Genomic DNA, 25389 nt, shown 5'->3' with positions numbered 1-25389 from the left:
GATTATGCTTTATTCGGCAAATTGATTGCTTGAAACAAACATACACTTATTAAGTTTAGAACGCATGACTAAATTTGTACTCATCCGCCATGCCACTACCAATTCGGTAGGTTACCGTTTGTCGGGCAGAACCCCGGGTATATCACTGAATGAAGAAGGTAAAGCGCAGGCCCAAACGCTGGCCGAACGGCTAACTCACCTACCCCTATCGGCTATTTACAGCAGCCCACTGGAACGTGCTGTAGAAACGGCGGAGCCTATTGCTGCCTCACATCAGCTCACGAGTACAATCTGTGAAGATTTTCTGGAGATTGATTTTGGCCAATGGACTAACAAAACTTTTAAGGAGCTGGAAAGCGAGTTAACCTTTAAGCTTTTCAACTCTTTCAGAAGCTATACGCGCATTCCGGGAGGAGAAACCATGACGGAAGCCCAACTGCGAATTATTAATGGATTTGAAAAGTTACGCAGCCAGCATGAGCAGGAAACAATAGCAATTGTAAGCCATGTCGACCTGATTAAAGCTGCTATTACCTATTATGCCGGTATTCCGCTAGATTTGTTTCAACGTATCGAGATAAGCCCGGCATCAGTAAGTATTATCGAGCTTTATGAAGAAACTGCCCGCATTACTTTACTGAACCATACCGGCGATATTAAGGGGTGATAGCCAATAAAAAGGCTTATCAAATTTACTTTGATAAGCCTTTTATTAGCGCATTTAGCACTAAATTTATTGATGCTTTAGCACCATTGTTTGATGAGCCTGCACAGAAGCTGGCTTTGTAATTTGTTGCGCTTTTACGGGAACAAATTTAACAGCAGCTCTTGAATTTTGATTGCATTTACCCAATAATGTATAAATGATAATAAATATAATAATGGTGGAAAAGCAACCGCCACCTAACTTTTTGGCACCCCATGCCGCAATTAAAGCTCTGAAAAATTTGTTCATGGTTTTGTCGAAATAATTAAACAGCTAACACCTATTTGCCACAATAGTTTTAACTATGAGGCACTATGCTATACACTCATATAGGATACAGGCTATCATTAGCCATTAATACAGCAGCTTATAAACAACAAAAGAGCGGCTTGCCCGCTCTTCCAAACTATTTAACTGATTTACATCAAAAACTTAGTACAAAGCTGGCAAGACAATATGTTGTTTGTATGAATTGTATGTTAAGCTTTAGCATTGTTAATAGGTATATCCAATCAATAATTTCAAAAAAGCATAAATCTCTTATGAATCCGGCGCAATCCACTAAGTTCTTTTCGATGTAGCCCACAATTAACTATTAGCTATACAATAACACGTTTTGCGAAACAAAAAGCTTGTGTAATGACTTAAAAGTTAGTATTGAATGTCCTGACTAAGTTGCTTTAATTTCAACTAAATACTTATTTTTACTAACGCATTAATTTATTATCAGGTATAGCACCCCTACACAGGGCAATGCATTAATTATGAATACAATACAGGCTAAAAGTACCGAACAATTTTTATCCAGTGGCGGTGAAATGGGTAAGCTGATACGATCAATGGACTGGTCGAAAACAGCGTTAGGACCAATTGAGGGATGGCCACAAAGCTTACGTACTTCAGTAAGCCTTTGCCTTTCTTCCACCTTCCCGATTTTGATTGCCTGGGGTGCCGAAACCATACAGATTTACAACGATAGTTACCGCCCTATATGCGGTGCTAAACACCCCGAAGCTATGGGGCAGAATTTCAAAATTTGCTGGGAAACCGCATTACCTGTAGTAGGTGATGCCTTTGATCGTGGCCAGCAAGGCGAAGGTACCTACATTCAGGATCAACGCATGTTTCTGGACCGCTACGGCTATCTGGAAGAAGCTTTCATGACGTTCTCTTTTGCGCCGATCCGGGATGAATCGGGCGGTGTGGGCGGTATTTTTCACCCTATTACCGAAACTACCGAAAAGATGCTGAGCGGCCGCCGCACACAAGCCTTGCGAGAGTTAGGTGCAGCTATCGGCAAAGCCAAATCAGTACAGGAAATTGGTGAAGTTACCTCGTCCAAATACCAGGATTATGTTTTAGACTTACCTTTCATACTACTATACCAACTGGACTCCAGTACAGGAAAAGCACACCTGGTAAGTAGCGCAGGCTTGCCTGCTAGTACAGCGTTTACACCGCAAGAAATTGATTTAAATAGCCCTAACCCTACTTCTTCTTGGCCATTATTCAAGGTACAAGAATCGGGCTTGATGGAAGAAGTAGATAACCTCACTGCACGTTTCGGCAACTTTACTTGCGAGCCTTACCCTGAAGCGCCACAATCAGCCATGATTTTGCCGGTACGCATTAGCGGCCAAGCCGAGCTGTTTGGCTTTATCGTAGCCGGGGTAAGTGCCCGGCGTGCTATCGACCAGGAATATCTTAACTTTTACGACCTGCTAGCCAACACTTACAACACAGCCGTTTCTAACGTTTATGCATACGAGCAGGAACAAAAACGGGCTGAGGCTTTAGCTGAAATTGACCGTTCAAAAACAGCTTTTTTCAGTAATGTAAGTCATGAGTTTCGTACGCCGCTTACTTTAATGCTGGGACCGCTGGAAGATTTGCTAAGCCGGCAATCATTAACTGCCGAGTTGCAAGAGCCTATTGAAGCCACTCACCGTAATGCTTTACGATTATTAAAACTCGTTAATAATTTACTGGATTATAGCCGTGTAGAGGCAGGGCGTGTTCAGGCTGCCTACCAGCCTTTGAATTTAAGCGAACTCACTACCGATTTAGCCAGCAGTTTCCGTTCTATTATTGAAAAAGCCGGCATGGAACTTCGGGTAAACTGCCCGGTATTAACTGAGGCTACCTACATTGACCGGCAGATGTGGGAAAAAATTGTGCTTAACTTGCTTTCTAACGCTTTTAAATATACGCTGGAAGGCTTTATTCAGGTTACATTAAGCCAGCAAGGCAATTTTGCAGTACTTCAAGTGCAGGATAGTGGCGTAGGTATTCCAGAAAAAGAATTGCCCCACATGTTTGAGCGCTTTCACCGGGTCGAAAACTCGGCTGGCCGCACACACGAAGGCTCGGGCATAGGCTTATCATTAGTACATGAATTGGTACACCTGCATAATGGAGAAATAACTGTTGAAAGTACCGAAGGAGTTGGTAGCACGTTTACCGTGAAAATACCCTTAGGCAAAGTGCACCTGCCACAAGCCCAAGTGCTGGAAACTGAAAAGACGATTGACTCTAGCACGTTAAAAGGCGCGTTCATCCGGGAAGCCATTAGCTTGCTGCAACCTGAAAAAACATCCGACACTAACGCATCGGTTAAGATAGATAGCAGCTTGGTGCAACAACAAAATATTAACCTTGAAGAGGAAGAAATTAATATTTTGATTGTGGACGATAACTCAGATATGCGGGCTTACCTAAGCAGACTGCTGGAACCTTATTTTACTGTAACTACAGCGGTAAACGGTGAAGATGCCGTCATACAGCTCCAGACATCAATGCCTGATTTGGTATTGAGCGATATGATGATGCCTGTGATGGATGGTAAAACCATGTTGCAGCACATCCGTACCAGTGCCCGAACAACCAGCTTGCCGGTTATCTTCTTATCGGCACGTGCGGGCGAAGAAGCTCGTATTGATGGCCTACAAGTCGGTGCCGACGATTATTTGGTTAAACCTTTTTCGGCAGCTGAATTGCTTACTAAAATCAGGGCGCAAATTAAAATATCAAAAGCCCGTAGCTATGCCGAACAGCAACTGCGTAACCTGCTTACAGATGCCCCCGCAGCTATTGCCATTTACCGCGGCCCTAACCATGTTATAGAACTGGCTAACGACCGTATGCTGCAGTACTGGGGCCGCACCGCTGATGAAACTTTCCAGAAACCTTTGTTTGAAGCCATACCCGAATTGGAAAACCAGGGTTTTGACCTCATTATGGAAAATGTTTACCAAACCGGAGAACGCTTTATATCGGGCGATATTCCGGTAAATTTAATTCGGTTCGGTAATCCGGAAACTAAATACGTTAACCTTACGGTTGAGCCCATACGCGAAGAAAACCAACTTATATCGGGCATGATGGCAGTTGCTGTGGATGTATCTGACCAAGTAGCATCGCGCAAAGAGCTGGAAAAGGCTACCGATACCTTAAAGCTAGCCATGGATGCTGCCGGTATGGGTACCTGGAAAACTGATTGGGGTACAGATAATCTGATCGTATCAGCAACCGCAAGAAAAATTCATGGTATACCGTTAGATGAAAAATTATCATTCGAAAAAACATTGGAGGTGGTAGTTCCTGAACATCGGGAAAGGTTTTTGAACGCAATATTGCAAGCCGTACAAACCAAAGGTCGGTTTAGCGAAGATTACCAGATACAACCTTTTGATGGTGGTAAAAGAAAATGGCTAAACTCGATGGGTAAAGTGGAATTAAACGAGCATGGAGAAGTGATAGCCATTATAGGTACTATTTTGGATATTACAGAATCTAAAGAAGACGAGTTGCGCAAAAACGATTTTATCGGCATGGTTAGCCATGAGCTTAAAACGCCACTTACTTCATTAAGCGGTTATGCACAGTTGTTACAGGTTAAAGCCCAGCGTACGGAGGATAAATTCACAGCAAACACTCTGGAAAAGGTGATTACCCAAATCAGGAAAATGAATACGCTGATTAGCGGCTTCCTGAATGTTTCACGTTTAGAATCGGGTAAAATACTGTTAAATAAACAAAACTTTAATTTGAACCAGCTTATTGAAGAGGTAATAGATGAAGCACGGTTACATACCAGCAGTCATACTATCAGCTTTAATTCTGAGTTTCATTCCCCTCTACATGCCGACCAGGATAAAATTGGTTCAGTTTTATCTAACCTAGTTAGCAACGCTATTAAATACTCGCCCAAAAACACGGCTATTACCATTAACTGCTCAGCAACAAGCACAGGGGTTAAAGTAACGGTTACGGATGAAGGTATGGGTATTAAACCCCATGATGCCGAACGGCTTTTTGACCGGTACTACCGGGTAGATAGCCAACATATGCAAAATATATCGGGCTTTGGCATTGGCCTGTATTTAAGTGCCGAAATTATACAAAGGCACCAAGGCCAAATTGGTGTAGAAAGCGAACTGGGCAAAGGCAGTACCTTTTGGTTTATCTTACCGCTTAACTAAGCTATCACAAGGTAACTTTTATAGTCCAACTACAGTAATAATGATTAAGCCGGATAGTGTTTGATTATTATTACTGTAACTATTTGACTTGAAACCTGTAAATATCATTACTTTAGTTAAGCCTCATTGCCCCTACTCAATATGCAGTTTGAACAAGCCGGAAACTTCATCATGAACAAGCTTAGGCAGGAACTTCCTAATCATCTATACTATCATAGTATTGAGCATGTGCAGGATGTATATGAAGCGGCTGAGATGCTGGCTAAACAGGAGGGCCTATCTGCTTACGAAACACAATTGCTGCTAACCGCAGCCCGGTATCATGACGCTGGTTTTCTAAAAGGATCACAAGATCATGAAGAAGAATCCTGCCGTATTGCACAGGAAAATTTGCCGACTTACGGCTACAACGAGGAAGAAATCAGCCGCATTTGCGGCATCATTATGGCCACCCGGCTTCCGCAAACACCTAAAAATCATCTGGAAGAAATACTGGCTGACGCAGATTTAGATTACCTGGGCCGAGACGACTTTTTCGCTGTTGGCTATAAACTCTTTCAGGAACTATTGAGCTTTGGCGTTCTTTCTACCGAGGAGGAGTGGAATAAACTGCAAGTACGTTTTCTGGAAAGTCACCACTATTTTACCTCAACAGCCATTCAGCTTCGGCAAGAAAAAAAGCAGGTACACCTGGCACTGATTAAAGAAAAACTTAAGCTGTAAGAACAACATCAAGACTTTGGTATTGTCTCAGTTTGTTTATTGATATGGCTGCCGGTATTTATTTGCTAGTTTTGTGTATGGTTAACGATAATAATGATGTACTACTTGTAATTATCGACCCGCAAAACGATTTCACTCACCTTGACGGAGCTTACGCAAAGAAAAACTACGGTTTACAGCAAATATCGCGGGCAAAAACTAACATTATTAAACTAATGGAAGAGAAAGGCCATATACCAGTTGTAATTGTCCAGTCGGATTATAGACCACATCAGTTCGAAGAAGGCTTATCCATGGGTATTCCCGGTACATTTGGTCACCAAATTGACATTCCACTTGACGAGGCGGTAACTGTAATCATTAAAACGGCACATAGTGCTTTTACCTCACAATCTTTTACTGATCATCTTAAAACACAAGGCTATAGAAAACTCTTTATTGCTGGTTTTTTAGCTGAATATTGCGTCAAAGAAACAGCAGAAGACGCGCTAAAAAATGGCTTTGAAGTTATTTTAATCAACGACTGTATTGGTACTGGTGATTCTAAACAACAAGTTAAAATAGAAGTACTTGAAGAACTGAAGCTACAAGGAGCCAAAGTTCGTTAACAATCCAATTCGGACATTACCAAATCTTTCAATATCTCGCAAAAGCCATTACTTTTATTGTTTACCAAAAACAGCTCCCTATGAAAAAGTTAATGATGGCTATGGGCAGTATAATCTGTTTGGCCGTTTTATTAAGCTTTATAACTATCCGGCATGCTAATCAGCCCACTCCTACTGTTCATATTACCACTGGCTATATATCGGGCGTAAAAAGCTTAACCAGTAACATTGTAGCTTATAAGGGTATCCCATATGCACAACCACCTGTTGGTCAACTACGGTGGACAGCTCCAAAACTAGCAACACCCTGGACCGGCGTACGCGCTTGTACCCAGTTTGGCCCCAGCCCATACCAAGGTACACCAGTACCCTTTAGCATGTGGTCGGAAGAGTTTCTAATCCCTAAAGCACCCGTTAGCGAAGATTGTCTTTACCTGAATGTTTGGGCGGAAGCACCACCAGTCCGCAAGAAAAAACCGGTACTGGTTTGGATTTATGGAGGTGGCTTTAATTCGGGTGGCAGCGCTGTGCCTATTTACGATGGCGAGGCTATGGCTCGCAAAGGTATTGTATTTGTAAGTTTTAACTACCGGGTCGGCGTATTCGGTTTTTTTGCGCATCCTGAACTTACACGGGAGTCGGCGCATCATAGCTCTGGCAATTACGGATTGTTAGACCAGGTAGCCGCGCTGCAATGGGTCCATCAAAACATAGCTGCTTTTGGTGGGGACCCGAATAACGTAACTATTGCTGGGCAATCGGCCGGGTCAATGAGTGTAAACTGTTTAATGGCTTCGCCACTTACTAAAAACCTGTTCCAGAAAGCCATTGCCGAAAGCGGCGCTATGGTAGCCGGTACCGAGCGCAACGAAAACACACTACAACACGAAGAACAACATGGCTTGGAACTAGCTCAACAACTACATGCTACTACTATTACTGACCTACGGAACCTACCGGCTGAGCAATTACAAAATACCGCCAAAGGCTATAATAAAGTAATTGTAGATGGCTATGTTTTACCCGAATCAGTACATGATTGTTTTGCAGCCGGGCGGCAACATCAAGTACCATTGCTTACGGGTTGGAACGAAAACGAAGGCTTTTTATACGGCTCGTTGCAAAACGCCGCGGGTTTTAAGAACCTAGCGCAAACCCTGTTCAGCAATCAGGCTTCTGTCTTCCTAAAGTTTTATCCGGCTGATGATGAAGCACAGGCTAAACAATCCCAATATAACTTTGGTCGCGATCAGCATTTTGGTATGCAAAATTACTTGTTAGCCAATCAGCAATCAACCAGTGGACAGCAGCAGATATATGTTTACCGTTTTACCCGCAAACTGCCTGCAACAGGCGCTTATGTAGGCTATGGCGCTTTTCATACCGGTGAGGTACCTTACGTGTACGATAACCTAAAATTTGTGAACCGCCCTTGGGAACCGGTAGATCATAAACTAGCGCATACACTATCTGCCTACTGGGCTAATTTTGTTAAGACTGGTAATCCCAACAGCAATGGCCTGCCATCTTGGCCAGCTTACAATACTCAAAACCATCAAACCATGATATTAAGCGAGCAGCCACATGCACAACAGATGCCCGACAAAGAAGCACTAGATCTTTTACTGCGAAAATGGAATAAATAATGTTGCTTCCTTTTAAGATTGTTTGGGTTGAGCAGGTGAAGTCATCTCATTTTCGGGCGGATATTCGGACGGCATAGCGGGTATGCTACCATCGCGAACGGCCCTGTAATGAGGCGACATGATTTCGATACCAGCTTCATTAAACTTATCTTGTATATTTTGATGCAATGCAGAATATATAACAGCTTGCTTATTAGGTTGCTTTACAAATGCATTGATGCGATAGCTTACATAATAATCATCCAAACTGGTTTGCAGTACATAAGGCGTAGGCTCCGGCTCAATTATAGGTGTAGCCAAGGCCGCTTCAATCAATAATTGATGCACCTGCCGCCACGGTACATCATAGCCAATGGTAACTGTGGTATTGATGATCAACCCATTAGTAGATGCTTCGCTACTGTAGTTAACGGTATAGCTACCCATCACCATAGAGTTCGGGATGGATATAATTTCGTTTTGTATGGTGCGTATGCGAGTTACCAACAAGGTCTTTTCAACAATATCTCCGGTTACCTCATTAATTTTCACCCGGTCGCCCAGTTTAAAAGCACGCATATAGGTTAATACCAAGCCAGCTACTAAATTATTGAGAGCACCGGCAGAACCGAAAGTAAACAGCACACCCACAAATACCGAAACCCCCTTAAATATCGGCGTATCAGAACCCGGCAAATATGGGAAAATCACAATCAGCATAAAAGCAAAAATCAGCACCCGCAGTATCTGGTAAGTCGGGTTGGCCCAATCAGGATAAAAGCCGGGAATGGTGAGCCGTCCTTTTGCAATTTCGACTTTGATGTAATTGAAAAATCGCAGTACGTACCTGAAGATAACTACAATTACCAATATGGTTATTAAATCAGGAATGTAGCTCCATACAGCCAAACCTATTCGCTTTAAAGGCAATGCAATATAACCGAGCAGTGCAACAGAAATATCTTTGGTAAATGGAAATATACTGAAAATTGTAAACAGGGCTAAGGAGATGATTAACAGGTTAACGGTCCATCTAATCAATTTAAGTATGTTATCTACAATTTGAAACTGCTGCTCTGTGTTCAGCAGTTCATAGCTCTTTATATGAATGCCCTTTATCAGCCCCCTAGTATTGAGCCTCAGTTTAGCAAGCAGCCATTTAAACAAGCGGTTAACACCATATATCAGCACTATAACCAGTGCAATAATTAATAAAGCTTTTAGCCCTTCTGCCAGCAAAGTTTGCCACCGGGTTTCCTGCTGATATTTCTTAATAGCATTGCGGATAGCATCACGATATTGAATTGCCAGCTTTTCACGTGTCAGGTTTTGCCATAACGCATCTTGTTCTGATACGGAAATCAGCAATCGGTCTTTATACTGGATATCTGTAGTTTGCTCAGCCGCAATCAGTATTAATGAGTCAGGTTGAAAGGTATAATCATCAGCTATCTTGTCAATACGGTTTTGCACAGCCTGTGCCCGGTCTGAGGCGGTAAAGCTGCCCTGACGAGTGAAAACCTGAAATAAGGTTTGATGAAAAAGCTTTACTGGAAAGCCTTTAACAAAGTGTTTTAATGAATCTACCTGATGCTGTTGCCGAATACGTTGCAGTGAATCACGCTGCTTGAGACTGATCAGTTCTTTTAATAAAGCCGATTTTCTGATATTATCGGCACTGGATAACTGGGCTGCCTGCCTTTGCAAATCTTCCCGCTTTAATGAGTCGGCCAAACGTTCGGCAGATAATTGCCTGATGCGGTTCAGTTGATGATCGAGCCGGGTATCAACCACGGAATCTTCTTTATGCAGAAGACTATCTTGCTGGGCAAAAGCAGCACAGGTGCTAAATATAAATGTAAATAGTATTACAAAAATCCTCATAATTATCAGGTAAGCGCAATTACCTTATGCTTATCATACTTACAATAATAGTGGTTAATATTTTTAATTAAGCCTAACAACTTAAACTACGTTACGGATTACATTTTGTGATATTTACCTAAAAGGTAATGGCGCATCAAAACTGCAATTTACTTTGCATACTTGAAGCAGCCAACTACAAAAAAGCCTGCTAACGTTACATTGGCAGGCTTTGTCATCTATAATGGAGGGAGTTATTTTAAACTTACGTTTAATCCCTGTTTGGAAGTACGAAGCGGCGGTTTTACTTCCCATACCTCACCCGTGTAAGTATCTACACTAATGGTGGGTTTGGTTACTGTTTTTAAAAATGCTTCCCGTTCTTTTAACTTTTGTTCTATCTCGGCTTTCGCATCATGCAGTTCGTTCCAGATGGCATCATTACACATGCTGTAATCATAACTTACGCCGGTTTCTTTTTCTATAATCTCGGTATCGTACAAGCGTAATTTATCATGCTTAGGCACTCGGGCCTGCTCTTCGGCATACGGTCTTACTTTTTTCTCTAAACTGTTAAACAGCTCCTGCCCTTTTTTAGCTAATACCAACATGCGCACACTGTCTAAATCGCCATCGGAAATTTGTTGTTCAGTATCATGCACAATTTTGGCAATGGTAGCCCGGTCTAACTTAATCAGACTTTCGGGCTCCATATCAAAGCCGGTAAACAAGGTTACGGCTTCACAGGCAGGCAACTGCATGGCTAACGGTTTCCTCATGCGGCTATTCCTTTTCTTAATTCTGCTTTTTTGCTGGATAGCAACTTAATAAATTGCTCATCCTGTTGTAGTTCAACGTTGGCTTTATGTATCAGGTACAGGGTAGCTACATCTGGAGCCTGCTCAATGGCCATGCGAGTTTCACCCGATATGGGAGATACTTCAGGTTCGGCCTTAGCTACCTCTTTAACTTGTGCCTTAGTTGCTTTTTTAGGTTGTTCAGCTACCGGAGCAGCAATACTGTTTTTATTTTCACGTGGCTGTGCAGGTCGCATAGGCTGTGATGGTGCAGTTGCCGGTGCTTTCACTTCCTCTTTAGGCTTAGCGGCAGCTTTCACCTCATTTTCAATCACGGTAGCTTCCACATCAATAAAGCCCATATCTTCCACATCCTGGGTAAAGAACTCACTTGCATTAGTAGCCAGTAGAATAGCACCTACAAAGGCACGTTTCTGGGCCATCTTTTGCAGCGTATTCTGTAAACCAACCAGGTCGGGGTTTTCGGTACGTTCAACCCAAATCCAGCCACTGCTTGATTTACGAAACTTGCCCATACCTTCAGCCTTCAGCTGATCTTGCACGGCTTGGCTGGGTTTAGCCTTTTCCATCCAGATGTAGCGGTACTTAGGCTCATAACTATTTACGGAACCCTCGCACTGAGTTACAATACGGCCGTCTTTGTTACGGGCGGTGGCTTTATAAGTATAGGCGATAAATTTGGATTGTATATCCAGCACCTTATCTGTACAATCAAACTCAACCGACATACCAAACAGGTTCATCAGTTTTTCAGCACCAGGTTTCAGCAGGGTTGGTTTTTGCACGCCTGGCACTACGCCGTAGTCCTGCTCCTTAACCAGCACCTCTTTGGTAAATGCAATCAGCGCATTGCGCATTTGCGCCATGTGAGTAATGGACGATTGCATCTCATCAGTAATTGTTGTCAACTCAAGTGTTTCCATCTAATTAATCTAAATTTATCGGTTTCAAAATTTGCCCGGCTGTACATCAGCCGTTGTAAAACGGACAAGGTTTTGTCTGAAATACAAGCTTGTTTTACAAGCCCTTTTTACAGCAATTAACTGGTTGATTTTCAATCGCTATACATAGATAAGCAAAGCTTGTGCCCCACTTGTTTTTACGCTAAAAAGGCAGCTTTTTAAGTCAGTATGTCATGCCTTATTTACGCCTTTAAAAACAATTTAAATTTAGCTAATATTTTTAGCATTTACAAATACTGTTGCAAAGTTTTGTATCATTGAATTATCATTAAATCAGAAGCTTAATAGGTACTGGATACGAAGCCAGCAGTTAAAAAATATCACTCCCATATAGTTGATAGTTATTGACCACTTATTCGTAGCCTATGATGTTTACCATGATAAACTATTAGGTATTTGCTAAAACAAACTACTATCGTTTTTAATTACACCTATACTCCGTTTTGCTCTTCCTCTTTCAGTATGCCGTTTCTGCTTAACTTAAAGCGATTATGTCAAATGATTTATTTGAGCAATTAGTTCATGATTATAGTAAATCCAGAAACCTGTTTATAGTTACAGCTTCCGAACTATTTTATTCAAAATATAACCTTCGAGAACTGTTACCCTCCATGCTGAATGAAACGGAGGATACAGGGTTGAAAGAGTTAATTTATGAGACCTTAACAAATCTGGATATACAAATGCTGCGCATTAAAACCATGATGCTGCTACTGCACGCTGAAGTGTTAGAACAACCCAAAGGCGCCTTTTCCAGATTGAACCAACATGATTATTTAATTTGCAATGGTTCTGATGAAAATGACTTTCATAAAGATTGGGTGCTAATTAATCAACTACTGCTTATTGAAGCGATGGAATATCAAGCATTCAACATTCTTTTTCTGGTAACTCAGAAACTGGAGGATAAACAATTGTGCTTGCTAATTATGCAAACCCTACGTGAATCAAAGCAGAGCACTAAAACTCTTCAACAAGCATTAAGAGACAGACTCACCTAGAACTATATGTTGAAAATCTTCTGAAACTCTTATTTCATGGTACGAAGTGTTACTGTAAATAGGCTACGTGATCATGAAAAGTGGCTTGTTTCTGGATAAGTTAAAATACAGCCCGTCTGATAAGCATAATAACACCATGTATTAATACGTGAAATTTTGTATTAATACGTGAAACAACAGTATAAAGCTTTGTTTATACGCTATGGCTAACTGTTTGCACTGTCTCGCTTCCTAAATAAAGGATATGGCCAAACGATTGTTTATTATTGATGATGACGAGGATATACTAGAAATATTAAGCATCGTTTTTGAAGATGAAGGGTATAATGTAGTTACCGCCAATAACAGCGATGCTGCAAATTATATCCTGGAGCTCTCCCCTGATTTAATTTTACTTGATGTTCGTATTGCCGGCTCTCCTAAGTCTGGATTGCAGATATGCCAGGAACTCAAATCTCGACAAACTACCTGTAACATTCCAATCATATTAATTTCAGCAGAACATAACCTAGCCTTGTTGGCAAGCAATTGCCACGCAGACAGTTACGTTAACAAACCATTTGAGATTACTGACTTGCTGCAAACAGTAGCTCAGTACGTATAAACAACATCGTAAACTTGGTTCACTACAATCCAATCAAACATAATGTCAACTATTCATGATTCTGATAATGTGAACCTCACAAGCTTTTTTGTTCACCATATCAATCGATTGTATTTTGCTAAGGAACACTTGTTAAATAAAGTTCCAGAGCTACAAAGAATCAGTAATTTTAAAAAGCTAAATCTTGTACTGGATGAGATGGTTGAAGATTTACAGCAGCAGCTTAATCGAATTGAGTTGATGCTCAATTTGCTTGATAAAAATTTAGATTTTGAAGCAGCTCGTTCTATGAACAATGTTGTAGATTGTGCTTACCACGATATACGCACTGGAAGCGATAATCAGCCTACCGATCTTTCATTATTGTATTACTTGGAAATAATGGAAGGTATTGAAATGTCGTGCTTTAAAATGCTGCGAATGGCTGCCGTGAAAATCGGCAACCGGCAGGTAAACCAACTACTGCGTGAAAACTACGACGATGCCAAAGACATGCGAACCCTTTTGCTATTGATTGCTACAGAACTTATAGCCAAGTGATATTGCCATAATTATTAAGAATGTTCACGAGCATTTATTTTGCCGATGAACGTTCACAAGCTCATAAAACAAACACCTCTTTTAGCTTACGAGTTTCTCCCTGGTTTTAACCTGCATAAACCCATTGGGGTAAGTTAATAAACTTTGCAGCGAACTATTCGCGTCCTATATTTGTCATTAAACAATCCGTACAGCTGGTTGTCGGCATGTACCAACATTTACTACATGATAAAAACTGTTTTTATTACCAGTACCGAGCCCTACAGTGGTAAATCCATTGTATCTTTAGGCTTAATCAATATGCTGTTAGGCAAAGCGCAAAAAATCGGTTTTTTCAAGCCCATTGTTAGTCGCAGTGCTTCCGAACGCAAAAGCGACCACATACAAACTATTTTGAAGTACTTCGACCTGCCCATCAGCTACGAAGATGCCAGTGCCTTTAGCTGGGAAGAAGCTATGCACCAGTCGGAAACGGAAAGCCAGGGCGAACTGATTGATACCATTATCCGCAAGTACAAGCAACTGGAAGATAAATATGATTTTACGGTAGTAGAAGGCACCGATTACCAAAGTGAGAGCACCGCTTTTGAGTTTGAGGTAAACGCCTCAATAGCAAAGAACCTGGGCGCTCCGGTTATTGCGGTAATATCTGGCGAAAATAAAACCACAGCCCAGATTGTAAATGCCGCCATTACGGTAATGCGCAATTTTGAATCGCGCGAGATACAGGTATTGGCCTTGGTAGCCAACAAAGTTAGTTCCGAGCAGATTAATGACGTTAACGAATTGCTGACGGCACAATTACCAGAGCATGTTATACTGGCTATTATTCCGGCTACTACAGGTTTACAAGCCCCTACCATGCAGGAAATTTATGATGAACTAACCGACTGTAAACTCCTGTTTGGTAAAGAACATTTAAGTAACCAGGTAGATAATTTTGTAACCGGGGCCATGCAGGTGCCTAACTTCCTGAACTACATTAAAGAGAATGTACTGATTACCACTCCTGGCGACCGCGGTGATATTATTATTGCAGCCCTACAGGCTAACCTTTCAACCAGCTACCCCAGAATAGCGGGCATTGTACTTACAGCAGGTGCCGAGCCTGAAGAACCTATTTTGCGGCTGATTGAGGGTCTGCAAACGGTAGTACCTATTCTGGCGGTAAAAACAGGCACATTCCAGACCACTACGCAAATTGGCAACATACGGTCGAGAATTACATCTGATAATACTAAGAAAATACAGCTAGCTATTGATGCCTTTAACAAATACGTGGATGTACCTAAGCTGGACGAGCGTATGGTTACCTTTAAGTATGCCGGTGGCATAACGCCACGCATGTTCCAGTACCAGCTTACCAACTGGGCCAAAAAGCAGAAAAAGCATATTGTGCTGCCCGAAGGTAACGATGAACGTATTTTACGTGCCGCTGCCCGCCTCATCAGCCAGGAAATTGTCACCTTAACCTTGTTAGGCAACCCGGATGATATTATGGCCAACATTAAACGTATTGGCCTGAACCTGGATGTTAACAAAATAAACATTGTTAACCCTGCCGCTTCAGACAATTACCAGGATTACGTAAATACCTTGTACGAACTACGTAAAAACAAAAACGTAAACCTGGAAATGGCTACTGATATGATGACCGACGTATCTTATTATGGTACTATGATGGTCTATAAAGGCCATGCTGATGGCATGGTATCGGGCGCGGTGCATACCACGCAGCATACCATACGACCGGCATTGCAATTTGTGAAAACCAAACCGGGCATTTCGGTAGTATCTTCTGTATTCTTCATGTGCCTGCCTGACCGGGTATCGGTTTTTGGCGATTGTGCCGTAAACCCGAACCCTACTGCTGAACAACTGGCCGAAATTGCTATTTCTTCAGCCGAAAGCAGCAGCCGGTTTGGTATTGAGCCTCGTATTGCCATGCTCTCTTACTCGTCGGGTACCTCGGGCGAGGGTGAGGATGTAGAGAAAGTGCGCCGGGCTACCGAGATTGTGAAAGCTAAACGCCCCGACCTGAAAGTGGAAGGGCCTATTCAGTATGATGCTGCCGTTGACCCGATTGTGGGTAAAAGCAAGCTACCAGGTTCGGAAGTTGCCGGACAGGCCAGCGTACTCATCTTCCCGGACTTAAACACAGGTAACAACACCTACAAGGCCGTACAGCGTGAAACGGGTGCATTGGCTATTGGCCCTATGCTGCAAGGCTTAAACAAGCCCGTAAACGATTTAAGTCGTGGCTGTACTGTAGATGATATTTTTAACACCGTAATTATTACCGCTATACAGGCGCAAGAGTAGTGTAATCAGTTTAATTAGAAACAAACCACGTCATTGCGAGGAACGAAGCAATCACTACGCTGATCAGCAAAACGTTCATGATTCTGCAGAGATTGCCACGCTACGCTCGCAATGACGTTTCATAATAAAATACTCATGAACATTTTTGTCGTTAACTCGGGCAGTAGCTCTATCAAATATCAATTATTTAAAATGCCGGCAAAAGATCCGGTTTGTACCGGGCTGGTAGAGCGTATCGGACTCGAAAAATCAACCATCACCCATAAAGTATTTTTAAATGGTGAAGAGAAAGTAATTAAGCTTACTCCTGAAGGGGGCTTACCCGACCATGAAGCAGGTTTGCAACAGGTCAACACTTTACTTACTACCGGCGTGCTTGCCGTAATCCAAAACCCACAAGATATTCAAGTAGTAGGTCACCGCATTGTACATGGTGGCGAAACCTTTACCACGACCACTGTTATTGATGCGAAGGTAAAAGAAGACTTAAAACAAACCTTCCAGTTGGCACCCCTGCATAATCCGGCCAGCTATTTGGGCATTGAGGTAGCCGAAAAGATATTTACCCAAGCTACACAGATTGGGGTTTTTGACACGGCATTTCACCAAACTTTGCCACCTAAGGCTTACCGCTTTGCCATTCCAAACCAGTACTATACGGACTTTAACATTCGTACCTATGGGTTTCATGGTACCAGCCATAAATATGTAACAGAACAAGCTGCTGCTTATTTAAATAAACCGGAAAATAAATTCATCAGCATTCACCTGGGTAATGGTTGCAGTATGGCAGCCGTGAATAATGGTCAATCAATAGATACCAGTATGGGCTTTGGCCCGTTAAGCGGCCTGATTATGGGTACCCGTTCGGGAGATATTGATGCAACTGTTGTTTTTTATCTGGTCAACCAATTAGGCTATGATATTGACCAGGTAAGCAATTTATTGAACAAACGTAGCGGTATGCTGGGATTAACCGGTCAGAGCGATATGCGGGATATTACCCAAGCCATTGAAAGTGGCGATGAAAACGCCAAATTGGCTTACGATATGTATGCTTACCGCATTAAAAAATACATCGGTTCTTATGCCGCTGTACTCAATGGCCTGGATGCTATAATTTTTACGGCCGGCGTAGGTGAAAATGATGCTCTGGTAAGAGAGCTGGTTTGTACTGATCTGGAATACTTAGGTATCCGTTTAAATAAAGAAGAAAACCAGATACGCTCTAAACAAATACATGATATCAGCGCCGCTGATTCGACCGTAAAGATTTTGGTAGTGCCAACCAACGAGGAGTTGGAAATTGCACGTCAGTGCTATGATTTAGTACAATAATTTATTTTATCATTTACAAAGTCACGTCATTGCGAATGGTAGTGTGACAATCTTTATACAACCGTTTGCCGGTCGGTGTAGAGATTGCTTCGTTCCTCGCAATGACGTGTTGTAATCCTATAAATTAGCTAATCCACTCAAACTTAGTATAAGGTACCAGCACTTCGGGCACTTTAATACCTTGTTCGGTTTGATTATTTTCCAGCAAAGTAGCCACAATACGAGGTAAAGCCAAAGCGCTGCCATTCAGCGTATGAGCTAATTGAGTTTTGCCTTCCGCATTACGGAAACGCAGCTTCAAGCGGTTACTCTGGAAAGTTTCAAAATTAGATACGGATGATACTTCCAGCCAACGTTGCTGTGCAGCACTCCAGGTTTCCATATCATAAGTTAAAGCAGCGGTAAAGCTCATATCGCCACCACATAAACGCAGTACACGGTAAGGCAAACCTAACTTTTGCAACAAGCCTTGCACATGAGCGCTCATTTGCTCTAAAACGTTATATGAAGTTTCTGGATGCACAACTTGTACTAATTCTACTTTATCAAATTGGTGCAAACGGTTTAAACCACGCACGTGCGCACCGTATGAACCTGCCTCCCGACGGAAACATGGCGTGTAGCCGCAATTCATTACCGGCAGCTCATCGGCTTTCAATATCACATCACGGTACAAATTGGTAATCGGCACTTCGGCAGTCGGAATCAGGTATAAATTATCCTGACCTACAAAGTACATCTGCCCTTCTTTATCTGGCAACTGCCCGGTACCAAAACCTGAAGCTTCATTCACCATCAATGGCAGCATCATTTCCCGGTAACCGGCTTTCTCAGCTTCATCTAAAAAAAAACTGATTAAAGCCCGTTGTAACTTGGCTCCTTTACCTTTATAAACCGGGAAACCGGCACCAGTGATTTTCACACCCAACTCAAAATCAATCAGGTCGTATTTAGCGGCTAGCTCCCAATGTGGCAGGGCACCGGTAGGCAAGGCTGGCTTTTCGCCATTTTCCAGCACTATTTCGTTCTCTTCGGGGCTTACGCCTTTAGGTACGGAACTATGTGGCAGGTTAGGTAACAGTACAATTTTTTGTTGTAGTTCCTGCTCTACCGTATTTAACTGTTCGTTCAGTTGTTTAATTTCCTCTTTCCAGGCGCTGGTTTGTGATTTTAGTTGCTCGGCTTCCGCTTTCTGGCCGGTACGCATCAATTCACCAATACGCTTGGCAGCAGCATTAGCTTCAGCAGATGTATTATCCAATCGGTTTTGCGATTGCCGACGATTCTCGTCCAGCTTAATAATTTCATCAATTAGTTCGGGCTGTTTGAAATTTTTCACAGCCAAACGCTCTAAAACCTGTTCCCGGTTGTCACGGATATAACTAACTTGCAGCATTATTGTCGTATTTTCGCAGCAAAGATATATAAATCAGTGGTCTGTTTTCGGTTACGGGTTGCGAGTTTTTGTCAGGCTATTCTTCATGACGAACAACTGAACACCCAATACACAATCCCCGCAACAGCAAACAGGCAACCCGCAATTGAATTATGACCGGCAAACTTTATTTAGTACCCACGCCCATCGGCAACCTGGAAGATATGACCTACCGGGCTATCCGCGTTTTGAAGGAAGCCGACCTGATCCTGGCAGAAGATACACGCACTTCGGCCCCAATGCTTAAACATTTTGGCATTCAGCAAAAAGTGTTTGCCCACCATCAGCATAATGAACATCAATCGAGCACCGAGATTGTGCGCTTTTTAAAAGAAGGCAAAACAATAGCTTTAATATCTGATGCAGGTACACCGGCTATATCTGATCCTGGCTTTTATCTAGTCCGCGAAGCTTTAAAAAATGATTTGCCGGTTGAATGCCTGCCTGGTGCGACGGCCTTTGTACCGGCTTTGGTCAACTCTGGTTTCCCAACAGACCGCTTTTGTTTTGAAGGTTTTTTGCCGTTAAAAAAAGGCAGGCAAACCCGCTATAAGTTTTTGGCTGAAGAAGAACGAACTGTTATTCTGTACGAATCGCCTCACCGCTTATTGAAAACCTTAGATGAAATGGCCTTGTATTTTGGTGCGGAACGCTTGATTTCCGTATCGCGCGAATTGACTAAGCTGTATGAAGAAACGGTACGTGGCACCGTAGCTGAGGTAAAAACTCACTTTGAAACGCACCCGGTAAAAGGCGAGTTTGTAATTTGTATAGCTGGGAAAGTATAACCAGTAAACAATTATGTCATTGCGGGGAGAGATATAGACGAAGTGATTCCTAAGTGTTTTAATCAAGCTACGAGATGGCCACGCTATCGCTCGCAATAACATAATTGTGTAGTTTTGCTTATATTCATTATTCCAATTCATGAGAAAAAATCTTCTCCTCGCTATATTTTCAGGTCTTTTGTTGTGGATAGCCTGGCCCCCTACTGCTTATACTAGCTTTTTATTATTTGTTGGTTTGGTGCCGATGCTTATGGCTATCGAAAATATCATTCAATCTCCTGTTAAGCAAAAAGGCCGGCTCATATTCGCTACTAGTTTTATTGGCTTCTTTGCGTGGAATAGCCTATCTATTTACTGGGTGTACAATGCGTTGAAAGAAGTAGGCAATTTAATAGCTATTCCAATAGCCCTAATCCCTTACTCGTTAGGGCCGCTGTTGATGGCTTCAGCTTGCTGGTTGTATTACAGATTCAGGCTGGCAACATCACGAGGTATAGGTTTAATCGGACTGGTTTGCTTTTGGATGACTTACGAGTATCTGCATCAAAGCTGGGATCTGGCTTTCCCGTGGATGACCTTGGGCAACGGTTTTGCCGTAAGTCATAAATGGATACAATGGTATGAATACACTGGCGTATATGGGGGTACTATCTGGATATGGGCCATCAATATCTTACTATTTTTACTCTACACCAGTTTGCGTGAAGCTCAGCCTAAAGCTTACCGGCAAAAGCTGGTAACTGCTTTTGTTTTAGTGCTGGTACTGCCGTTAGGCTTTTCCCTATATCGCTACTATAGCTTTCAGGAACAACCCGATCCATCTAACGTAGTGGTGGTACAACCTAACGTTAACCCGAATGCTAAATTCGGCACACCTAATCAGTTGGAAATTGATACGCTTACCCATTTGTCAGATTCCTTAGCACAGCCCAATACCGAATATTTTATTTGGCCGGAAACAGCTTTGGCTGAAGATATTGATGAAGACCAAATGCGAACCAATAGCGCCTATGCACAGGTTAAGCATTTTTTGGGACGGTATAAAAACGGCAATGTCATAACCGGTGTATCTTCTTCAAAAACCTATGAAGACCAGCGTACCATAACTGCCAGTACTATGCCGGGTGGCTTGTTTAAAGATTATTACAACGCAGCGGTTAATATTGAAAATTCCGAAAATATCCAGTTTTACCATAAATCTAAATTGGTGCCTGGCGCCGAGATGATTCCGTTCAGCAGCTTATCTTTTTTGCGGCCCGCTTTTGAACATTTAGGTGGGGCAGCCGGCAGCTTTGGCAGCCAGAAAGATGTAGGGGTATTTTATTCGCAAAGCGGCATTGGTGCCGATCCGGTAATTTGTTATGAGTCGATCTGGGGAGATTGGGTAGCCCGATCTGTACGTAAAGGCGCGCAGTTTATTGCCATTATTACCAACGATGGTTGGTGGGAAAATACGGCTGGCAAAGATCAGCATCTAGCTTATGCCAAATTGCGTGCTATTGAAAACCGCCGTTGGATTTGCCGTTCAGCCAATACCGGCATTTCTGCCTTTATCAATGAACGTGGCGATATTGTGCAGCATAGCGCATGGTGGGTCAGAACCGCTTTAAAGCAGGATATTAACTTAAATTCTGACTTTACCTTTTACACCCTGCATGGTGATTATCTGCCTAAAATAGCGATGTGGTTGTCGTTATTAGGTGCCATTTGGATTGTGTACAAGCGGGTGAGAAGATAATTATAATGAGAACGATGTCATTGCTTCACTATCGTTTGCAATGACATCGTTCTTACAACTACACTACCAAAGGTGTTAAAAACAACTCTTCCTGAATTTCAGGAATAATGCCTTTTTCTTTGGCGGTGTCAAACATCAGCTGAATAGCTTTACGGCCTTCGGTGCCTAAATCAAGCGAATACTGGTTTACATACAAATCAATGTGTTTGTACATCACCTCTTCGCTCATTTCCTGGGCGTGCGAACGAATAAACTCTAGTCCAGACTTCGGATTGGCAAAAGCGAACTCTACCGAACGGCGCAACACGCGGTTGATTTTTAATTGTACTTCCTCCGGTAAACGACGATTGGCGACGATACCTCCTAACGGTATGGCACAACCTGTACGTTTTTCCCAGTAATCGCCCAGGTCAATAATTTTGTGCAAACCTTTATCCTGGTAGGTAAACCGGTTTTCGTGAATAATCAGCCCGATATCAATCTTCGCTTCCAGCAAAGCATCTTCAATTTCCGAAAATACAATTTCCTGTTTGTTCATAGCTTCCGGAAAAGCCAGACTCAATAAAAAATTAGCAGTGGTGTATTTACCAGGAATACCGATTCTAAGTTGCGAATTTTGAATTTCAAGTTGGGTTTGTAATTCATCAGGGTTACGCTTACATATTAGCAATGGTCCAACACCAAAGCCCAAAGCGCTACCGGCATCCAGCAATACATACTGGTTAGCTACATAAGCGAAAGCATGATAGCTTAATTTAGTTATATCCAATTCGCCACGGAAAGCTTTTTGGTTGAGCGTTTCCACATCATCGTAAAACACTTCAAAGTCCAAGCCTTCGGTATCAATTTTATGATGAATGAGCGCATCAAAAATAAAAGTATCATTAGGGCATGGCGAAAAGCCGAGCGTTAATTTCATAGCGGTATTAATTACAGGTTGTCAGTAATGAGTTGCGGGTTCTGATTGGTGAGTTAGAGAAACAGCTATTATTAACTATTTTTCAACTCGCTACCGGCTGCTAACCACTCGCAACAAATCGCCAGCAAAGGTATTCAGATTTTTAACGGCTAAACCTATTTTCCAAGCTTCGCGGTTACGTTTTTCTACGTAATTTGACACAGCCCTGATTTGTAAAGCAGGTACACCAGCTTGTGCACAGGCATAGAAAAAGGCAGCCCCTTCCATGCTTTCCAACTGCGGGTTAATGCGCTGCTGCATTTTAGCTATAGATTGTTCATTACCATGTACTGTATTTACGGTAATAGCAAATACCTGCCGGACGGTTGGCTCCCTGTAATAATCATTCAACCGGGTAGTTGTGGTATAAGCTGTTTGTCCAAAGCCCATGCTATCCAAAGTCAAGAAGTTTTCGTCATCTTCAGCACCCAGCTCTGCAAAGTTATCGTGCGTAATTTCCACCACCTCTCCTAAGGCAATATCACGATCGAAACTACCGGCTATCCCTAAGTTAATAGCCAAATCGTAAGAGTGTGAAGCCAACTGCCGCCCCAATGCGAAAGCTGTAGCCACCATACCTACACCAGTAATGAGGAAGTCGGTAGTCGTAGAAAACGAATCAGAAATTGCTTGATTAGTCTTTTGTCCATTGCCATCTATGCTTGGGGTCTCCGCTCCGCGCTCTTTACTTCCACTCATTAAAGGTTCAATCTCGGGCCGGGTGGCAGCTACTACCAGTATTTTCATGCAGGCTAAGATAAAACAACTGACCCGTTTATGTTTTGTATATTTGCACCAACAATTGTTATGATGATATATATTACGCGCAGAGAGCATTTTAATGCCGCACACCGCATGTATCGCGAAGAGTGGAGCGCAGAAAAAAACGTAGAAGTATTTGGTAAATGCGCTAACCCGAACTGGCACGGACATAACTATAATTTGTTTGTAACAGTAAAAGGTGAAATCAGTTATGAAACCGGGTATTTGATTGACCTGAAAGATCTGAAAAAAATCATTAACGAGCGCGTTATAGAAAAGCTGGACCATAGTAACCTGAATATGGATGTTGATTTCATGAAAGGCAAAATGGCATCAACCGAAATTTTGTGTATCGAGATATTTAATCAGCTGAAAGGGCCTATTGAAGCGTACGAGGGTGTATTTTTACATTCCGTTAAATTAGCAGAAACTGAAAATAATTCTGCCGAATACTTCGGCAACTAATCAATGTAATGGACAACGATAACAACATTCCCGACCGGGACGAAGGTATAAACGGCTACCACAAAATAGACCGTTATAACCCGGACCTGATTCAAAGCTTATCCACCCACTATAAAGATGTGCTGGAACAAATAGGCGAAGACCCTAACCGCGAAGGCCTGCTGAAAACGCCTGAACGAGTGGCTAAGGCATTGCTTTACCTTACGCATGGTTATGATTTAAACGCTAAAGAAATCTTGACCTCGGCTATGTTTAAAGAAGATTATAGCCAAATGGTAGTGGTGAAAGATATTGAGGTGTACTCGATGTGCGAGCACCACATGCTGCCTTTTTTCGGTAAAGCCCATGTAGCCTACATACCTAATGGTTATGTAGTGGGTTTAAGCAAGATCCCCCGCATTGTGGATGTGTTTGCCCGCCGCTTGCAGGTACAGGAACGCCTGACTAATGAGATACGCGACTGCATACAGGAAACCCTGCAGCCTTTAGGTGTGGGCGTAGTTATTGAATGTCGCCATTTGTGCATGAGTATGCGCGGTGTGCAAAAGCAAAATTCAGTAACCACTACATCGGCCTTTACCGGCGAGTTTTTGAAAGAAAAAACCAGAACAGAGTTTTTAAATTTGATAAGCTCGAAACTGTCATAGGTCAGAATCAGAATTTACAGAATTTATTGAGAGCATTCTGCAAATTTTAATATTCTGTAAATTCTGATTCAAACAACTTAATAAATCAATTATCTAACCAACCAATAACCCTCTTGAAAGCATATATATTTCCAGGACAGGGCGCCCAATTTGTAGGTATGGGCCGCGACCTGTATGAGCAGCATGAAGCAGCCAAACAACTGTTTGAACAAGCTAATGACATTTTAGGATTTCGTATTACCGATATTATGTTCAACGGTACCGACGAGGACTTAAAACAAACTAAAGTTACCCAGCCAGCTATATTTTTACATTCGGTTATTCTGGCTAAAATAGCTGGCGACACGTTTAAACCAGATGTGGTAGCAGGCCACTCGCTGGGTGAATTTTCAGCTTTGGTAGCAGCAGGTGCTTTATCATTTGAAGATGGCTTACGCTTGGTAGCTGCCCGTGCAAATGCTATGCAAAAAGCTTGCGAAATTCAACCTTCAACCATGGCTGCCGTTCTGGGTTTGGAAGATGCTGTTGTAGAAAATATTTGCCAGCAAATTGATGAAGTGGTGGTACCTGCTAACTATAACTGTCCTGGTCAGTTGGTTATTTCAGGCACCATTGCCGGCGTTGAGCAAGCTTGTGAAAAATTGAAAGCTGCCGGTGCTAAACGTGCGCTGGTATTAAATGTAGGTGGGGCATTCCATTCGCCATTAATGGAAGCTGCACGGGTTGAACTGGAACATGCTATTGTGAATACCAATATTCAAGCACCAGTTTGCCCTATTTATCAGAATATTGATGCTAAGCCGCATACCGATGCATCTGAAATTAAACAAAGTTTGATTGCACAACTTACCGGACCTGTACGCTGGACCCAAACCGTATTGCACATGCTTGCAGATGGTGCTACCTCATTTACCGAAGTTGGCCCGGGCAATGTTTTACAAGGCTTGGTTAAAAAGGCCGATCGTACGGCTGTGACGAGTAGCCTGAACATAACCGCATAAAAAA

Annotated in this window: 22 protein-coding genes; 15 read left to right on the top strand and 7 right to left on the bottom strand. The window is 42.4% G+C overall.

The window, feature by feature from the left end:
* The first annotated feature begins 64 nt into the window (after positions 1 to 64).
* The gene (locus HH214_RS13580; RefSeq protein ID WP_169608474.1) at positions 65 to 667 is read left to right on the top strand and encodes a histidine phosphatase family protein; all 603 of its coding nucleotides are present in this window, start codon (positions 65 to 67) and stop codon (positions 665 to 667) included.
* Positions 668 to 733: 66 nt separating this feature from the next.
* Here the strand turns inward: HH214_RS13580 and HH214_RS13575 are convergent, their stop codons facing one another.
* Positions 734 to 955, bottom strand: coding sequence for a hypothetical protein (locus HH214_RS13575; RefSeq protein WP_169605381.1), 222 nt, complete (start codon positions 953 to 955; stop codon positions 734 to 736).
* Positions 956 to 1470: 515 nt separating this feature from the next.
* Between HH214_RS13575 and HH214_RS13570 the strand changes: the two genes are divergently transcribed.
* The 4 genes from HH214_RS13570 (at position 1471) to HH214_RS13555 (ending at position 8164) form a co-directional block, all read left to right on the top strand.
* Complete coding sequence (locus HH214_RS13570; protein WP_169608473.1) at positions 1471 to 5187, top strand: ATP-binding protein; 3717 nt, start codon at positions 1471 to 1473, stop codon at positions 5185 to 5187.
* Between the two features lie 141 nt (positions 5188 to 5328).
* A complete protein-coding gene (locus tag HH214_RS13565) occupies positions 5329 to 5910 on the top strand; it encodes an HD domain-containing protein (RefSeq protein WP_169608471.1) in 582 nt (193 codons plus the stop codon).
* Positions 5911 to 5954: 44 nt separating this feature from the next.
* Positions 5955 to 6518, top strand: a complete 564-nt coding sequence (locus tag HH214_RS13560; RefSeq protein WP_169608469.1) for a cysteine hydrolase family protein — start codon at positions 5955 to 5957, stop codon at positions 6516 to 6518.
* Between the two features lie 80 nt (positions 6519 to 6598).
* Complete coding sequence (locus tag HH214_RS13555) at positions 6599 to 8164, top strand: carboxylesterase/lipase family protein (RefSeq protein ID WP_169608468.1); 1566 nt, start codon at positions 6599 to 6601, stop codon at positions 8162 to 8164.
* 12 nt (positions 8165 to 8176) lie between these two features.
* Here HH214_RS13555 and HH214_RS13550 read toward each other — a convergent pair whose 3' ends face one another.
* The 3 genes from HH214_RS13550 to HH214_RS13540 all read right to left on the bottom strand — a co-directional run bounded on the left by HH214_RS13550 (position 8177) and on the right by HH214_RS13540 (position 11747).
* Positions 8177 to 10027 (bottom strand): mechanosensitive ion channel family protein, encoded by a 1851-nt coding sequence (locus HH214_RS13550; protein ID WP_169608466.1) that lies wholly within the window; start codon positions 10025 to 10027, stop codon positions 8177 to 8179.
* A 233-nt stretch (positions 10028 to 10260) separates the two neighbouring features.
* Positions 10261 to 10785 carry a hypothetical protein gene (locus tag HH214_RS13545; RefSeq protein WP_169608464.1) on the bottom strand — a complete coding sequence of 175 codons (525 nt, stop codon included), beginning with the start codon at positions 10783 to 10785 and terminating at the stop codon, positions 10261 to 10263.
* A complete protein-coding gene (locus HH214_RS13540) occupies positions 10782 to 11747 on the bottom strand; it encodes a hypothetical protein (protein ID WP_169608462.1) in 966 nt (321 codons plus the stop codon). Before HH214_RS13540 ends, HH214_RS13545 begins: the two co-directional genes overlap by 4 nt.
* 530 nt (positions 11748 to 12277) lie before the next feature.
* On the opposite strand from HH214_RS13540, the gene HH214_RS13535 reads away from it, so the two are divergent.
* The 5 genes from HH214_RS13535 to HH214_RS13515 all read left to right on the top strand — a co-directional run bounded on the left by HH214_RS13535 (position 12278) and on the right by HH214_RS13515 (position 17591).
* On the top strand, positions 12278 to 12787 hold the full coding sequence (locus HH214_RS13535) for a DUF892 family protein (protein ID WP_169608460.1): 510 nt from the start codon (positions 12278 to 12280) through the stop codon (positions 12785 to 12787).
* A 244-nt stretch (positions 12788 to 13031) separates the two neighbouring features.
* Positions 13032 to 13391, top strand: coding sequence for a response regulator (locus tag HH214_RS13530; protein WP_169608458.1), 360 nt, complete (start codon positions 13032 to 13034; stop codon positions 13389 to 13391).
* A gap of 42 nt (positions 13392 to 13433) precedes the next feature.
* Entirely contained in the window at positions 13434 to 13931 is a 498-nt protein-coding gene (locus tag HH214_RS13525) for a DUF892 family protein (protein ID WP_169608456.1), read from the top strand.
* A gap of 225 nt (positions 13932 to 14156) precedes the next feature.
* The gene (gene pta / locus HH214_RS13520) at positions 14157 to 16253 is read left to right on the top strand and encodes a phosphate acetyltransferase (RefSeq protein WP_169608454.1); all 2097 of its coding nucleotides are present in this window, start codon (positions 14157 to 14159) and stop codon (positions 16251 to 16253) included.
* Positions 16254 to 16388: 135 nt separating this feature from the next.
* Entirely contained in the window at positions 16389 to 17591 is a 1203-nt protein-coding gene (locus tag HH214_RS13515; protein ID WP_169608452.1) for an acetate/propionate family kinase, read from the top strand.
* A 124-nt stretch (positions 17592 to 17715) separates the two neighbouring features.
* Here HH214_RS13515 and serS read toward each other — a convergent pair whose 3' ends face one another.
* On the bottom strand, positions 17716 to 18987 hold the full coding sequence (gene serS, locus HH214_RS13510) for a serine--tRNA ligase (RefSeq protein ID WP_169608450.1): 1272 nt from the start codon (positions 18985 to 18987) through the stop codon (positions 17716 to 17718).
* Between the two features lie 152 nt (positions 18988 to 19139).
* Between serS and rsmI the strand changes: the two genes are divergently transcribed.
* A complete protein-coding gene (gene rsmI / locus HH214_RS13505) occupies positions 19140 to 19814 on the top strand; it encodes a 16S rRNA (cytidine(1402)-2'-O)-methyltransferase (RefSeq protein ID WP_169608448.1) in 675 nt (224 codons plus the stop codon).
* Between the two features lie 139 nt (positions 19815 to 19953).
* Positions 19954 to 21552: an apolipoprotein N-acyltransferase gene (lnt, locus tag HH214_RS13500; RefSeq protein ID WP_169608446.1), complete on the top strand. Its 1599-nt coding sequence runs from the start codon at positions 19954 to 19956 to the stop codon at positions 21550 to 21552.
* Positions 21553 to 21610: 58 nt separating this feature from the next.
* Here lnt and HH214_RS13495 read toward each other — a convergent pair whose 3' ends face one another.
* Positions 21611 to 22471, bottom strand: coding sequence for a menaquinone biosynthesis family protein (locus tag HH214_RS13495; protein ID WP_169608444.1), 861 nt, complete (start codon positions 22469 to 22471; stop codon positions 21611 to 21613).
* Positions 22472 to 22561: 90 nt separating this feature from the next.
* On the bottom strand, positions 22562 to 23257 hold the full coding sequence (mqnB, locus tag HH214_RS13490; protein ID WP_169608442.1) for a futalosine hydrolase: 696 nt from the start codon (positions 23255 to 23257) through the stop codon (positions 22562 to 22564).
* Between the two features lie 63 nt (positions 23258 to 23320).
* Here mqnB and HH214_RS13485 point away from each other — a divergent pair, with 63 nt between their 5' ends.
* From HH214_RS13485 to fabD, 3 genes are all read left to right on the top strand, one after another.
* Positions 23321 to 23737 carry a 6-pyruvoyl trahydropterin synthase family protein gene (locus HH214_RS13485; RefSeq protein WP_169611153.1) on the top strand — a complete coding sequence of 139 codons (417 nt, stop codon included), beginning with the start codon at positions 23321 to 23323 and terminating at the stop codon, positions 23735 to 23737.
* An 8-nt stretch (positions 23738 to 23745) separates the two neighbouring features.
* On the top strand, positions 23746 to 24384 hold the full coding sequence (folE, locus tag HH214_RS13480) for a GTP cyclohydrolase I FolE (protein ID WP_169608440.1): 639 nt from the start codon (positions 23746 to 23748) through the stop codon (positions 24382 to 24384).
* Between the two features lie 113 nt (positions 24385 to 24497).
* Positions 24498 to 25385 (top strand): ACP S-malonyltransferase, encoded by an 888-nt coding sequence (gene fabD / locus HH214_RS13475; RefSeq protein ID WP_169608438.1) that lies wholly within the window; start codon positions 24498 to 24500, stop codon positions 25383 to 25385.
* The last annotated feature ends 4 nt before the right edge of the window (positions 25386 to 25389 follow it).

The organism is Mucilaginibacter robiniae (assembly GCF_012849215.1).
In the GTDB taxonomy this organism is placed as follows: Bacteria; Bacteroidota; Bacteroidia; order Sphingobacteriales; family Sphingobacteriaceae; genus Mucilaginibacter; species Mucilaginibacter robiniae.
Note: the sequence above shows the minus strand (reverse complement) of the source record. Positions and strands in the feature narration are given on the sequence as shown.

Excerpts from the sequence above, each read along its gene's own strand:
- HH214_RS13580 (WP_169608474.1), top strand. The coding sequence starts at position 65 with ATGACTAAATTTGTACTCATCCGCCATGCCACTACCAATTCGGTAGGT.
- HH214_RS13575 (WP_169605381.1), bottom strand. The coding sequence starts at position 955 with ATGAACAAATTTTTCAGAGCTTTAATTGCGGCATGGGGTGCCAAAAAG.
- HH214_RS13570 (WP_169608473.1), top strand. The coding sequence starts at position 1,471 with ATGAATACAATACAGGCTAAAAGTACCGAACAATTTTTATCCAGTGGC.
- HH214_RS13565 (WP_169608471.1), top strand. The coding sequence starts at position 5,329 with ATGCAGTTTGAACAAGCCGGAAACTTCATCATGAACAAGCTTAGGCAG.
- HH214_RS13560 (WP_169608469.1), top strand. The coding sequence starts at position 5,955 with ATGGCTGCCGGTATTTATTTGCTAGTTTTGTGTATGGTTAACGATAAT.
- HH214_RS13555 (WP_169608468.1), top strand. The coding sequence starts at position 6,599 with ATGAAAAAGTTAATGATGGCTATGGGCAGTATAATCTGTTTGGCCGTT.
- HH214_RS13550 (WP_169608466.1), bottom strand. The coding sequence starts at position 10,027 with ATGAGGATTTTTGTAATACTATTTACATTTATATTTAGCACCTGTGCT.
- HH214_RS13545 (WP_169608464.1), bottom strand. The coding sequence starts at position 10,785 with ATGAGGAAACCGTTAGCCATGCAGTTGCCTGCCTGTGAAGCCGTAACC.
- HH214_RS13540 (WP_169608462.1), bottom strand. The coding sequence starts at position 11,747 with ATGGAAACACTTGAGTTGACAACAATTACTGATGAGATGCAATCGTCC.
- HH214_RS13535 (WP_169608460.1), top strand. The coding sequence starts at position 12,278 with ATGTCAAATGATTTATTTGAGCAATTAGTTCATGATTATAGTAAATCC.
- HH214_RS13530 (WP_169608458.1), top strand. The coding sequence starts at position 13,032 with ATGGCCAAACGATTGTTTATTATTGATGATGACGAGGATATACTAGAA.
- HH214_RS13525 (WP_169608456.1), top strand. The coding sequence starts at position 13,434 with ATGTCAACTATTCATGATTCTGATAATGTGAACCTCACAAGCTTTTTT.
- pta (WP_169608454.1), top strand. The coding sequence starts at position 14,157 with ATGATAAAAACTGTTTTTATTACCAGTACCGAGCCCTACAGTGGTAAA.
- HH214_RS13515 (WP_169608452.1), top strand. The coding sequence starts at position 16,389 with ATGAACATTTTTGTCGTTAACTCGGGCAGTAGCTCTATCAAATATCAA.
- serS (WP_169608450.1), bottom strand. The coding sequence starts at position 18,987 with ATGCTGCAAGTTAGTTATATCCGTGACAACCGGGAACAGGTTTTAGAG.
- rsmI (WP_169608448.1), top strand. The coding sequence starts at position 19,140 with ATGACCGGCAAACTTTATTTAGTACCCACGCCCATCGGCAACCTGGAA.
- lnt (WP_169608446.1), top strand. The coding sequence starts at position 19,954 with ATGAGAAAAAATCTTCTCCTCGCTATATTTTCAGGTCTTTTGTTGTGG.
- HH214_RS13495 (WP_169608444.1), bottom strand. The coding sequence starts at position 22,471 with ATGAAATTAACGCTCGGCTTTTCGCCATGCCCTAATGATACTTTTATT.
- mqnB (WP_169608442.1), bottom strand. The coding sequence starts at position 23,257 with ATGAAAATACTGGTAGTAGCTGCCACCCGGCCCGAGATTGAACCTTTA.
- HH214_RS13485 (WP_169611153.1), top strand. The coding sequence starts at position 23,321 with ATGATATATATTACGCGCAGAGAGCATTTTAATGCCGCACACCGCATG.
- folE (WP_169608440.1), top strand. The coding sequence starts at position 23,746 with ATGGACAACGATAACAACATTCCCGACCGGGACGAAGGTATAAACGGC.